The following is an 11,952-nucleotide window of genomic DNA, read 5'->3' as shown; positions in this document are numbered from 1 at the left end:
TCACGTACTCTATTAACAGAAGGGAGGACCCCCCAATGCGCATAGGTGAATTATTTGTAATGAACGGACTCATCACAGAGGATCAGCTTGAACAAGGGCTGAAGCAGCAAGTGCACACGAGGAAGAAGATCGGTGAGATTCTCATCGATAAAGGGTTGATCACAGAAAGACAACTGGTTGAAGTGCTGGAATTTCAGTTAGGGTTTCCGGTTGTTAATATGTTTGAGACACAGCTTGATATGCAAACGGTTCAGCTCATTCCAGAAACGCTTGCTCGCAAGCACTGTGTGATCCCGATTGAACGTAAGAATGGCAAAATCAAAGTTGCCATGGTTGATCCGTTGAACTATGGGGCCATTGAAGAAATTCGAATGGCGACGAACATGAGTGTGCAGCCAGTCATTGCGATTCGGTCTGAGGTCGAACAAGCCATTACGAAAAATTATGGGATGAAAGAATCAGTCGATGAACTGATGGTCGACTTGGATAAAATCGAGATCAAAGATGAGGAAACCGAAGCGAATGATCAAGGATCACCGATCGTAAAGCTGGTCAACCAAATCATTCAATCCGCTGTGCAACAGAGGGCGTCCGACATTCATGTTGATCCTCAAGAGAAACAGCTGATCGTGAAGTATCGCATCGATGGTGTGCTTCGAACGGAGAAAGCGCTGCCGAAGCATATGCAAGGCGTGTTGACGGCGAGATTGAAAATCATAGCAAAGTTGAACATCGCGGAAAGACGACTTCCTCAGGATGGTCGAATCCAGATGCAGGTGGATAACCGTCGGATTGATATACGGGTTTCGACATTGCCGACAGTTCATGGTGAAAGTATCGTTCTTCGGATCCTAGATCAATCGGCAGGTGTTAAAAAAATCGCCGAATTGGGACTAAGTGATGCGAATTTGGTGAAATTCGACAAAATGATTCAGAAGCCGAATGGGATCTTGTTGATCTCGGGACCTACGGGAAGTGGGAAAACATCAACACTTTATTCAGCCCTGGGACAATTAAATGGGGATGATGTCAAAATCATTACGGTTGAGGATCCAGTTGAGTATCGCATGAATGGTGTAACGCAAGTACAGGTGAACTCGCAGATTGGGCTAACTTTCGCTTCTGGTTTACGATCCATTCTCAGGCAAGATCCGAACATTGTCATGGTCGGTGAGGTCCGGGATGCAGAGACAGCTGAAATTGCGGTACGTGCATCCCTTACTGGTCACTTGGTGTTAAGTACCATCCATACGAACAGTGCAGTTAGTACGATTAGCCGACTTGTCGATATGGGAATTGATTCCTATCTCATTGCTTCCTCGCTCTCCTGTATCGTGGCACAGCGATTAGTACGACGCGTTTGTCGTGAATGTGCTGCACAGGTACCTGCCAGAGAGGATGAAATGAAGCTGCTAGAAACGCATGGGCTGTTAAGTGGCAATGAACAACAACTGGCTGGAACTGGAACAGGTGTCGTGATACCGATGACTTCGCCGAAAGCCATGGATAAACCGGTTATGGTAACGAGGGGCAAAGGCTGCGGAACATGCAATAAAACAGGTTACAGAGGTCGTATCGCCGTGCATGAGCTGTTAGTTGTCGATGAACCGCTGCGCAGCCTAATTGTGCAGAATCGACCGGTTAGCGAGTTGGAGCAGCATTTGATGAAAAATGGTTTTAAAAATATGCTCTACGACGGCTTGCTCAAGATCCGCCAAGGACATACCACAATCGAAGAAGTGTTGAAAGCCGTGGCAGACGAATAGCAGCTGATCTAAAGAAGGCTATGAATGGGGGTGAACTTTAACTTGGCGAACTTTACGTATGAAGCCGTCAATGAAAGCGGTAAGAAGCTGAAAGGGATGGTGAAAGCGCAGAACAAACAGCTGGCGATTACGGAGTTGCGAGGACGCGGGATTACGATTCGCAGCATCCAAGAGCAGCGGAAGACAACGATGGATCTGGAGATTCATATCGGAAGGGCAGTCAAGCTAGAAGACTTCGTCATCTTCTGCCGGCAATTCGCTACGTTGATCCGAGCCGGGATACAAATTGACCAAGCTGTTTCGATTTTGGAAGATCAATCGACCTCCAAATATTTGAAAGCGGCCTTAGGTGATATTTCAGAGCAAATCAGAAGCGGGCACCCCTTATCAAAAGGGATGGGCGAACATCCGAAAGTGTTTCCCGATATGTTCGTTAATATGATGGCTTCAGGTGAAACCGGTGGTAATTTGGACGAAGTCCTGGAGCGGATGGCAGAGCATTACGAGAAAGAGCATAAAACGGTTCAGAAGGTGAAATCAGCCATGACGTACCCGATTGTTGTTCTGGTCATCGCCATCGTCGTCGTCATCTTCCTGCTCTTGAAAATTGTCCCAACCTTTGCGGATATGTTTCTAGAGCAAGGCTCAGAGTTGCCGCTTATTACCAAATTTGTCATGAGTTCAAGTGATGCGATCGTCCATTATTGGTGGATGTTCTTGGCTGGCGTGATTGGAATCATAGTCCTGTATCGGAGCTTTGCTTCGAGTGAGGAAGGGAAGTACTGGATCGATACGATCAAGTTTAAGATACCGGTATTTGGTATTATTCTCAAAAAAGCTGCGGTTGCTCGCATGACGCGTACGATGTCCTCGCTATTCGTAAGTGCGGTGCCTGTCTTACAGGCACTGGATGTAACGGCGAAAGTAGTTGGCAATCGGGTGATTGCCAAGGTCCTCCGAGATGCGAAAGACAGTTTGCAGCAAGGTAAAATGCTATCGGAGCCGATTCAGAAAAGTGGCATTTTCCCCAAGATGGTCGTGCAGATGCTGATCATTGGAGAGGAAACAGGTCAAGTTGATAATATGCTAGCGAAGATCGCTGATTTCTTTGAAGCGGATGTCGATCAGAGCGTAGACCGACTAAAGGCGGTGATTGAACCACTTATGCTGCTATTTATCTCCAGCATTGTTGGTGTGATTGTAGCAGCGATCATGAGTCCAATGTTCAAAATGTACGATAATTTCCTAGGATAACTACCGACCGGCTTGAAAGGAGGTGATAGACAAACATGTCGGCGGTTTTACTAGCATTACAACATAATGTAATACCAGTTTGGCAAGAGCAAGTACATAACCAAAATAAACCTAGAGGTGGGAATGAAATGAACGCATTGGCATTGGAAAACAATCAAAAAGAAGGATTTAAAGCTCCTAAAATGTCTTTCCGCGAGGCAATGAAAAATGAAAAAGGTTTGACGCTCATCGAGTTGCTAGCTGTTATCGTAATTATCGCGATTATTGCAGCTATCGCTATTCCTTCAATCGGTTCGATTCTAGAGAAAACAAGAATTAATGCGCATCGTTCAAACGCACACATGGCGATTGACGCTGCACGACTTTATGTATCGAATGAAGGCGTTACTTTGGCAGGAACTAGTACAACGTTTGTGTTAACTTTAACCGATCTGAATACAAGTGGCTATTTAGAAAATATTCCTAAAGACCCATCCAATAAGCCTAATACTTACGATGCAGGAACTGCAACAACAGCGGCTACCGCAACTACTCCTAGAGGAACTGGTAGTATGGCAGATTCATATGTATTAGTTGCAAAAGATGCTAACAACAATTTCACTTACTCCGTAACGCTAAAAGGCGGCACTCAAAAGTATTTGGACGCGACTTTAGAATCTAACATTGAACTTGCAGGATATGTTGTAGAATCCGGTACTCCAACTGCACCTACTCCATAGTAAGTCCACCAAGCGCGCCGCTTAGCGGCGCGCCCCTTATCCCTTATGCATAACCGAGAGGAGTCACCGCAATGTTCGCAAAGAAAACGAGCAAGTATACATACGGCATGCAAATTTCGGATACAGAAGCGAAGCTGGTTGAAATTATGAACGTGAATGGCCAGGTTACCCTGACACAGCGTCATTCCATTGCGCTGGATAGAGGCAGTATTAAACACGGAAAATTCGTGGACGAAGATTCGGTCATTGCGCGTATCTCAACCCTAGTGAAGCAAATTGGGTTACAAGGTGCACATATCAATGTGACGGTGCCACTATCCAATGTGGTACTCCGTAAATCCGTTTTTTCGGCCTTAAAAGATAAAGCATTACGTAACATGATCGACGTTGAATTACATGGGGGACAGCAATTGCCTTTCAAAAATCCGGTGTTTGATTTTGTTCGACTAGGAGCCCCAAAAGATGAAGCTGCAGCTACTTCGGAAGGTGTTGTGAAATCCTCCAAGTCGTCGGCACAAGAGGAAGTTCTCATCTTTGCGACACCTGGCGAGGTGGTTGAAAGCTATGCACACGTCGTCAAGCAATCAGGGTTAGTGCCAGTAGCCGTTGATTTGGCACCGCTAGCTCTTCATCGTATGTTGGTACGTCATAGCAAATTAACTGGCTCCGCGATGAAGGAACGATTCATGCTGCTGCATGTCGAGCCAGATCATGCGGATGTAAGCATATTCGTGGATGGCATTCCTGTATTTTTCCGTTCCATTCAAATTAATACGAGTTTCTTCTTAGATACAGGGACGGATCAGCTTGCTGCTTATGCGCGTAATCTATCCATGGAACTTGGTCGAGTTTTGAATTATTTCCAATATACCGTGTCCACAGATCAAAAGCATGTCGAGCTTGTTTATTTGGTTGGCGATCATGAATGGATTACTACACTCCCTGAGCATCTTGAAAGTGCCTTTACAGGAGAAATCACATCGTTTCCATTGCCAGCCATTCTGAAAGATGAAGATACGACATGTCAAGCATACGCGGTTCCAGTTGGACTGGCGATGAAAGGAGCTTAAGGACGATGAGTGCAGGCGTACAGAAGCTACAGTCCATCGAAATTAACTTGCTGCAAATGCGGCACGAAGAACAAACTGGACCCAGTCCATTACTACGATATGTCTTTATGACGGCCATTGTACTGGCCGTAGGTGGCATGGGATGGATGTATACAAGCGCTAAGTCAGAATTAAAAAAGACGAACAAGGCATTAGAGCAAGTGAACCTTCAAATTAAAGAAAGTCAAGCGAAAATTGCTGGCTCTCCAACTGCGGGGGCAGTTGCCGATTTCATAGCATTGCCGAAACAACTCATCGCAAGTAAGCCTTTAGCGACAGATGTATTGGATAAACTTTCTGCCCTAATGCCTCTTACTTCAAATTTAACCTCTCTCTCCTTCGGAGAAGGTAACAAGCTCAAGGTGACAGGTAATTTTGCTACAAGCGAAGATATCATTACATTCATGCAAGCGACGAAAGCATCAAGCTCATTTACATTAATTTCTAGCAGTGGGATGAACAAAGTGGTATCGGCGCAAGAAGATAAAAATGCAGCGGTAGTTACCGATCTACCTTTGCCTGTTATACAAGCGACTTTCGAAATTCAATACAAGTCCGATGCCAACAAGAAAGGTTGATCGAACGTATGAGCATGCTCAGCAGTAAAAGAAATCAAATCATCGTCGCTTTCATCCTGGCATTGGCGCTGGTAATGGTGTATATCAATTTCATTTCACCTCTGCAAAGTGAAAAGGAAACCAAAACGAGTCTTCTGATACAGAAAAAACAAGAGTTAGATGCCTTAAACAAAAGAGCTGCAGGCGGTGGTGCAGTTGGTGCTGCGGAGCAAGTCAGTCTCTCCAGAACGCGAGTTCGTGTCCCAGAATCACCAGATGTAGAAGGACTCATACGTGAGGTTCGGATGTTAGAGGTTATCACGAAAATGCCAGTAGCTAGCTATAACTTTGAAATAGGCAAGGCAGCAGATGTTACGCTCAAAGCGCCTGTTAGCCCATCGGCCGCGAATGGGAGTACAACACCAGCTCCTGCTGCACAATCAATGCTATCACTAGCCATTCCAATCAAGCTCAACACGACAGCTAAAGGAGATTATCAACAGATCCACCGTTTTCTAGACGAACTGCAAACGACGAATCGTTTGATGCAGGTGGATAAGTTGACATTTGCGGTGAAAGGCGGGGCACCTGTGAAGTTAAACGCGCTCAAAAGAGAAATTACAGTGAATGTTTCCTTAGTTTCGTATTATGCGCCTGGTTTACAGAAGTTTTTCAAGAATCCGCTTCCTGTTCCTTATACGAAGCCTGCTGGTAAGTCTAATCCAGTCTATTAATAAAACCATGTACATACAGGAGGAAATACGATGAGTATGAGTTCACCAACGACGTCTGACACCTTATCACTGAAAGATCTGCTGCGTGTTTCTTACGAATCGAAGGCTTCTGACTTGCACATTAATGCAACGACAGAGCCACTTATGCGGCTACATGGGAAGTTGATGAAGGTGGTTGATTCCGTTCTTTCTCCTGATGATACTCATCGGATGGCGAAAGAAATCTTAACGAAGGAACAATATGAAACGTTGTCTAAAAAGGGGGAAGTTGACTTTTCGTTCGAGCTGCCAGGTCTTTCTCGTTATCGGGGCAATGTATTTAAGCAAAAACGACATATAAATATGGTTTTTCGTGTCTTGTCGACGACAGTGCCCTCCCTTTTTAGTTTAAATTTGCCTGATTTGGTTCAGGAATTTGCACGTAAGCATCAAGGTCTGGTTCTAGTAACAGGTCCTACAGGTAGCGGCAAGTCAACGACGCTTGCTTCCATTATCGATTTCATTAATGAAACTCAGAAGAAACATATTATTACGTTGGAAGATCCGATCGAGTATATTCATCCAAGTAAAAATTGTCTAGTGGCACAACGTGAAATTGGTATTGATACCTTAACGTTCTCAAACGGGTTGCGTGCTGCATTACGTCAAGATCCTGATGTCATTCTAGTTGGTGAGATGCGGGATTTGGAAACGATTAAGACAGCCATTACGGCTGCGGAAACAGGTCACCTTGTCCTCGCGACACTTCATACCCCGGATGCTCCTCAAACCGTCGATCGGATTATCGATGTTTTTCCAACAGAGCAACAAAGACAAATTCGCGTACAACTTGCATCTGTACTCATCAGTGTCTTATCCCAACGATTAGTACCGCGTATGGATGGACGAGGAAGGGCAATGGCGCTGGAAATATTAATTAATACACCGGCTGTAGCCAACTTAATTCGGCAAGAGAAGATTTATCAAATCAAATCGGTCATTCAAACGAATCGTCAAATCGGTATGCAAACGATGGTTTCCAGCTTGAAACAATTAGTAGAGGAAGGCATTATCCACCGTGATGCGATCAAAGAATATGAGATGACCTTAGGAGAAGATTAAATGAAAACCAATAAACATGCGCTCGTAACTGCACTACTTGTCTTATCCATTCTGTCACCAAGCGCCGTTCTTGCGAGCGAAGCTGCAGTCAATACGGCAGTTAGTGTGCAAGCGAGTAATCCATTTGCAGTATTGAAAGGGCTCGATAATGAAGCTCGTAGCCAACAATACGATAATATGAAGCTTTCACCAGCAGGTTGGCAGGTCGGCATGATTATTTCCAAAGAACCTTATGCTGTTGTTACAAATGTAGATACTTCTGGCGCACATGTGAAAATATGGACGGGAGCTATCGCGCGTGATTACAATGATTTACTCGTGTTCTGGGATGAAATCGGCGTAGATGTGTCTGGTAAACTTGATTTCCATGCCACTGACGTCGAAGAGACGACACGTTTGTACTTTGAAAGCGCCTCCCAAGAGTCCTATCGAGTCAAAGCATACCTAGGCAAAGTACCTTGGGCTAACATCCCTACGGATGCAGAGGCAGCTCGAGATGGCAGTACAAAGGTATCATCGAATGGCTTAATTAACGTATATGGTATCGTTTTTCAGGATCCTGATCGCGCCATTGCACCAACTCTTGGTTCGGTTAAGAAATTACCAGACATGCCAGATACCGTGCCAACGCTGCGTACATGGAAACAAACGGCCATAAGCGCGATTCCAAGTGATGCACTAACCCACTGGGCAAAAGATGACATCCTTGATCTTATGCAGAAATCGATTATCGATGGGTACGAAGATCACACGATACGTCCGAATCGTACGCTTTCGAAGGCAGAATTTGTAACACTTGTTGTTAAAGCACTAGGGATTGAAACGGTTCAAACACCTGTAAAAGGCTACGAGGACATGGGTAAACATTGGTCAACTAGCATGGTTGCTTCTGCGCAAGCCATGGGATTGCTGGATTTGAAACCAGTAGATTTGAACTTTTCTCCGGATTTACCCATTACACGTATTGAAATGGTTGGTCTCGTTGATCGCATTTTACAAAAGTATGCCGTTAAGGGTGGAGCGGGCACTGGTGAATTCACGGATATCGGAAGTTTAACAGACGGAAATAAAGCATCACTTCAGAATGTGATACATGCAGGTATAGTCGGCGGTTATGAAGATGGTTCGTTCAGACCGCAAGGGTCACTCACTCGTGCTGAAGCTTTCAAGGTCATCTCGAGAATCATTCATTTGGTGTAGAAAGGAGTTCGTAACTATGCATTGGTATCAAAAAGCGAAAAAGAAAAGTGCAATCTTGTTAACTGGAATGTTGCTCACGACTATGCTTCCTGTCTTCGTTGGAACGAATACCGTTTATGGGACTGAGGTAGACAATGGTTGCTTAGCTATTAGCGGTGTGGGAAATGTACCCGTAACAAGTGTTGAACGCAATCAGTTGGTTACTATTAATTACACGCTAGACCCGAGTGGCACACATACAGTAACGCAAACACGGGATGCGGTTGATATTGCTTTTGTAGCGGACGTATCTGGAAGTATGGCCTTCCATATGGACAAAGATAATAGCAGAACGCCTATTCGTCTAGATATTCTGAAGAGTGCTTCAGCAACATTAACTAATAAATTTAAAACCGTAAACATGGGTGATCGCTTAGGACTTATAAAATTTAGCTCTGATGCTACAAAAGTGTATGATTTGTCAACGGAATATGAGAAAGTACAGACCGAAATTGACAAACTTAAAGCTGATGGTTCTACCAATATTGACGATGGTCTTGAGAAGGCGAAGACGATGTTAACGGCGAGTGGAACGAAGCCCGTGAAACAAATTATTTTGCTAACAGACGGCAAAGCAACGGTTTGGACGGATGAGAACGATAGGAATAAACAAAAAAGCGGAGAAACAAGTGCTGCAAATGCTGCAAGAGCCGATGCTGATGTACTAGCAGGTCTTGGTATCAAAGTGTATACGATTGCGTTGGCTACAGCTGGTTCCGATGAAATTGATCTAGATTTGTTGCAATATATTGCAACAAAGACGGGTGGAATGGCTTACGAAGCGAGCTCTGCGAGCCAACTCTCAGCAATTTTTGATAACATTGCCAAAACCATTGAAGCGCCAGCTCAACTCAAAACGGTAACGCTTCGTCAACCCATTCCAGCGGGGTTCATCTTAGCACCTGGTGAGAATGCTACGAACGTAAAATATGAAGCTGCAACACATGAAGTTGTGGTCAACGTAGGGGACATTAATTTTCCTTTTGACCAGGATAAGATCGATCTCTCCATTAAATTAATTCCAGATACAGCAGCAGGTGACTATCCACTGCAAGATGCTAAGGTGACTTATAAGGATGCATGTAATGCTAATCGACAGTTCAATATTAATTTTGGTACGCAGATATCTGTAAGTGTTCGTGTGGTTGATAAATATGGCAATGTGTATATCGGGAATAGTCAAGGAGAGCTTCAACGTTTACGAGCTAGTGATAAACAAAAGCAATGGACGATCAATAATAAGAAGGTAGCCATCTCGGATATCCGTTTTATTGATACAGAAGTCCATTCTATTGTTCGCATTAGTTACAAGGATGGTACGACAGAACAATTTGATTTGAAGCCAACAGCACCAGCAACCTATGAACTCGTTGATGGGAATGGGAAGCCGATTAATGAAAATGGTTGGCATATGGGTCCAGGGAAACTTCGGTCGGTGTCGGGCTCAAGCACACAACTGCCGAGCACAACCGTTTATGCTAATGATGATTTCCAAGGGGCTTATGTTGCAGGTTATGAGATCTCTGTTGATAACGGCAGCTGGCAATCACAAACAACTAGTGGTGTGGTTATTCCTGATGGTAATGGTGTGAATTTCATGACGCGTGCATTCACGAATGCGATTAGTGGCAGTGCTGCGATTCCGATTGCTGGGGCAGTCGCAACCGGTAATGTTTCCTTAGATAGCACAGGGCCTATGATTAGCTGGAGCCATAATATTGTTAATCCAACGGATGATGGCATCATTTATATCACGGCAACCGATAATCTAAGTCCAGTAACAAGTGTGAGAGTCTGGTTCGATAATAAATCGTATTCCATTTCTTCGAGCTCATCGAAAATGACTAAGAATGGTAATACCTATGCGTTTCGATTAAGCGATGTGACAGGTTTCGATACGGTGGAGAAGCGCCAAGGCTGGCATCAAATTCAATTCGAAGCGACTTCCATCGGAGGGACAACTTCAACAGCACAAGCGCCTGAATATTTCGTTATAAATCCAGGTCCAACAGCTACGCTCAAAGGCATGAATTATAATGCTGGTGATATTTCAGATAAACCGGTAAGTGTTGCTGTGGTAGATGAGAAGTATCCTGTCACTGATCGTACTTTCGGCAGTCACGTAGAGCATGGCTTCACGTTGAAAAATATGTATTACGTGATTAAACAAACATCGGCGATGCCAGAAGCAAGTGAATGGAAGCCACTGGCTTCGAAGCGCTTAACGGTGACAACCAAAACGAACACGACATCCGGAACGTATTATGTGTTCTTAAAACTAGTCGACAGTTCGAATGTTGAAATGGTGCAACAACCACTGATGGTTAAATTCGATACCGAGCAAAATAACAACTAGACTGGCGAAATCGGTGAGGTAGTGAGGAGGACTTACGGTGCGCCGCAATGAACGTCGGAAGCAAGTTCACCTTAATGAAGACGGTATGTCACTCGTGGAAATCTTGATTGCTGTGACGATTATGTCAATTATCAGCGTCACGTTGATGGGCTATTTCACCTCAGCTGTTGATAAATCTGCGCAAGAGAGCCGCAAAATTATCGGTGCCAACTTAGCTCGATTGAAAGCAGCTGAGCTGCGGGATTATTTCAAGAATGGGTATGATAGCGCCATCCTGTCCCAGCTGGCAAGCAGTCCCAAGTTTTCGGGTGACTTATCGAGTAATGGATCTGAGTTAATGAAAGGTAGATTGGACTCAACGGAGATCAATGGCACCACGTATCGATATTTGGTTGAACTTGATAAGAGCTATTCTCGCTGGGAAGCTTCGGATCCGTTTCGCAATGATTCGGACGACTATTTGGCCCAAATGTTCGTTACCGTGTATTGGTCGAATGAAGATTCTCTAGATGCACCTTCAGTAAAAGCATCAACGACACTCGATACGTATCTTATCAAAAGGTGGTAACGCCACATGCAGCGCAATGAGAAAGGGATGACCATGATTGAGCTACTGGCTGCTTTGCTGATCTTCGGCATGGTAGCCTCCATCCTGTACTCTTTTATGCTAATGGGCGTGTCGATGTATAAACGAGTCACGATGGAAACCCAGATGCGTAATCAAGGAGACGGGTTATACAGTCAGATTATTTCGGAGTTGAAAGAAGCGATCTACGTTCAAGATGAAGGGACGGATAAGAAGATCATTCGTTATGCGAAAAAGAATGATGACCCGAACATTTATATTGATCTCTATGAAATGGAAGTCATACCGAATCCAACTGGCGGAGGAAAAATCGAAATTAGGGAAGCTGGAACGAATGTTGTTAAACGTGTTTTCCAATTGGGAAGCAATTTTACCATTCAAAAAGGCAGCTTAAGTGAAGCGAGTCAAAATCATGATCGTGTTCAAGTAACGCTTGAGTATGCCAGAATTAATGCGAATCAGTTTAAGTTAGCAGACAACCCGAAGCTGGTCATTAATTCGCAAATCCCACTATTCCGTAATGAATAAATG

General features: G+C 44.4%; 11 protein-coding genes. All 11 read left to right on the top strand.

Annotated elements, in window-relative coordinates; genetic code table 11:
* The first annotated feature begins 35 nt into the window (after positions 1-35).
* The 11 genes from ACSQ8P_RS21565 to ACSQ8P_RS21515 all read left to right on the top strand — a co-directional run bounded on the left by ACSQ8P_RS21565 (position 36) and on the right by ACSQ8P_RS21515 (position 11,949).
* A complete protein-coding gene (locus ACSQ8P_RS21565; protein ID WP_436237061.1) occupies positions 36-1,766 on the top strand; it encodes a GspE/PulE family protein in 1,731 nt (576 codons plus the stop codon).
* Positions 1,767-1,796: 30 nt separating this feature from the next.
* Positions 1,797-3,020 (top strand): type II secretion system F family protein, encoded by a 1,224-nt coding sequence (locus ACSQ8P_RS21560; protein ID WP_436237060.1) that lies wholly within the window; start codon positions 1,797-1,799, stop codon positions 3,018-3,020.
* Positions 3,021-3,055: 35 nt separating this feature from the next.
* Complete coding sequence (locus ACSQ8P_RS21555; protein WP_436237059.1) at positions 3,056-3,739, top strand: prepilin-type N-terminal cleavage/methylation domain-containing protein; 684 nt, start codon at positions 3,056-3,058, stop codon at positions 3,737-3,739.
* 71 nt (positions 3,740-3,810) lie between these two features.
* On the top strand, positions 3,811-4,809 hold the full coding sequence (gene pilM / locus ACSQ8P_RS21550; RefSeq protein ID WP_436237058.1) for a type IV pilus biogenesis protein PilM: 999 nt from the start codon (positions 3,811-3,813) through the stop codon (positions 4,807-4,809).
* A 5-nt stretch (positions 4,810-4,814) separates the two neighbouring features.
* Positions 4,815-5,426 (top strand): hypothetical protein, encoded by a 612-nt coding sequence (locus tag ACSQ8P_RS21545; RefSeq protein ID WP_436237057.1) that lies wholly within the window; start codon positions 4,815-4,817, stop codon positions 5,424-5,426.
* A 14-nt stretch (positions 5,427-5,440) separates the two neighbouring features.
* Complete coding sequence (locus ACSQ8P_RS21540; protein ID WP_436237056.1) at positions 5,441-6,139, top strand: hypothetical protein; 699 nt, start codon at positions 5,441-5,443, stop codon at positions 6,137-6,139.
* Positions 6,140-6,169: 30 nt separating this feature from the next.
* A complete protein-coding gene (locus ACSQ8P_RS21535) occupies positions 6,170-7,240 on the top strand; it encodes a type IV pilus twitching motility protein PilT (protein WP_436237055.1) in 1,071 nt (356 codons plus the stop codon).
* Positions 7,241-8,440 carry an S-layer homology domain-containing protein gene (locus tag ACSQ8P_RS21530; protein ID WP_436237054.1) on the top strand — a complete coding sequence of 400 codons (1,200 nt, stop codon included), beginning with the start codon at positions 7,241-7,243 and terminating at the stop codon, positions 8,438-8,440.
* Positions 8,441-8,456: 16 nt separating this feature from the next.
* Entirely contained in the window at positions 8,457-10,835 is a 2,379-nt protein-coding gene (locus ACSQ8P_RS21525; protein WP_436237053.1) for a vWA domain-containing protein, read from the top strand.
* Positions 10,836-10,872: 37 nt separating this feature from the next.
* Positions 10,873-11,403: a type IV pilus modification PilV family protein gene (locus tag ACSQ8P_RS21520; RefSeq protein ID WP_436237052.1), complete on the top strand. Its 531-nt coding sequence runs from the start codon at positions 10,873-10,875 to the stop codon at positions 11,401-11,403.
* A gap of 6 nt (positions 11,404-11,409) precedes the next feature.
* Positions 11,410-11,949, top strand: coding sequence for a PulJ/GspJ family protein (locus ACSQ8P_RS21515; RefSeq protein ID WP_436237051.1), 540 nt, complete (start codon positions 11,410-11,412; stop codon positions 11,947-11,949).
* The last annotated feature ends 3 nt before the right edge of the window (positions 11,950-11,952 follow it).

The organism is Paenibacillus sp. LjRoot153, assembly GCF_964253085.1.
GTDB lineage: Bacteria > Bacillota > Bacilli > Paenibacillales > NBRC-103111 > Paenibacillus_E.
The sequence above is the reverse complement of the archived record's forward strand: the minus strand, read 5'-3'. Positions and strand labels throughout refer to the sequence as shown.

Coding starts and splice junctions, on each gene's coding strand:
- ACSQ8P_RS21565 (WP_436237061.1), top strand. CDS start 36: ATGCGCATAGGTGAATTATTTGTAATGAACGGACTCATCACAGAGGAT.
- ACSQ8P_RS21555 (WP_436237059.1), top strand. CDS start 3,056: ATGTCGGCGGTTTTACTAGCATTACAACATAATGTAATACCAGTTTGG.
- pilM (WP_436237058.1), top strand. CDS start 3,811: ATGTTCGCAAAGAAAACGAGCAAGTATACATACGGCATGCAAATTTCG.
- ACSQ8P_RS21545 (WP_436237057.1), top strand. CDS start 4,815: ATGAGTGCAGGCGTACAGAAGCTACAGTCCATCGAAATTAACTTGCTG.
- ACSQ8P_RS21540 (WP_436237056.1), top strand. CDS start 5,441: ATGCTCAGCAGTAAAAGAAATCAAATCATCGTCGCTTTCATCCTGGCA.
- ACSQ8P_RS21535 (WP_436237055.1), top strand. CDS start 6,170: ATGAGTATGAGTTCACCAACGACGTCTGACACCTTATCACTGAAAGAT.
- ACSQ8P_RS21530 (WP_436237054.1), top strand. CDS start 7,241: ATGAAAACCAATAAACATGCGCTCGTAACTGCACTACTTGTCTTATCC.
- ACSQ8P_RS21525 (WP_436237053.1), top strand. CDS start 8,457: ATGCATTGGTATCAAAAAGCGAAAAAGAAAAGTGCAATCTTGTTAACT.
- ACSQ8P_RS21515 (WP_436237051.1), top strand. CDS start 11,410: ATGCAGCGCAATGAGAAAGGGATGACCATGATTGAGCTACTGGCTGCT.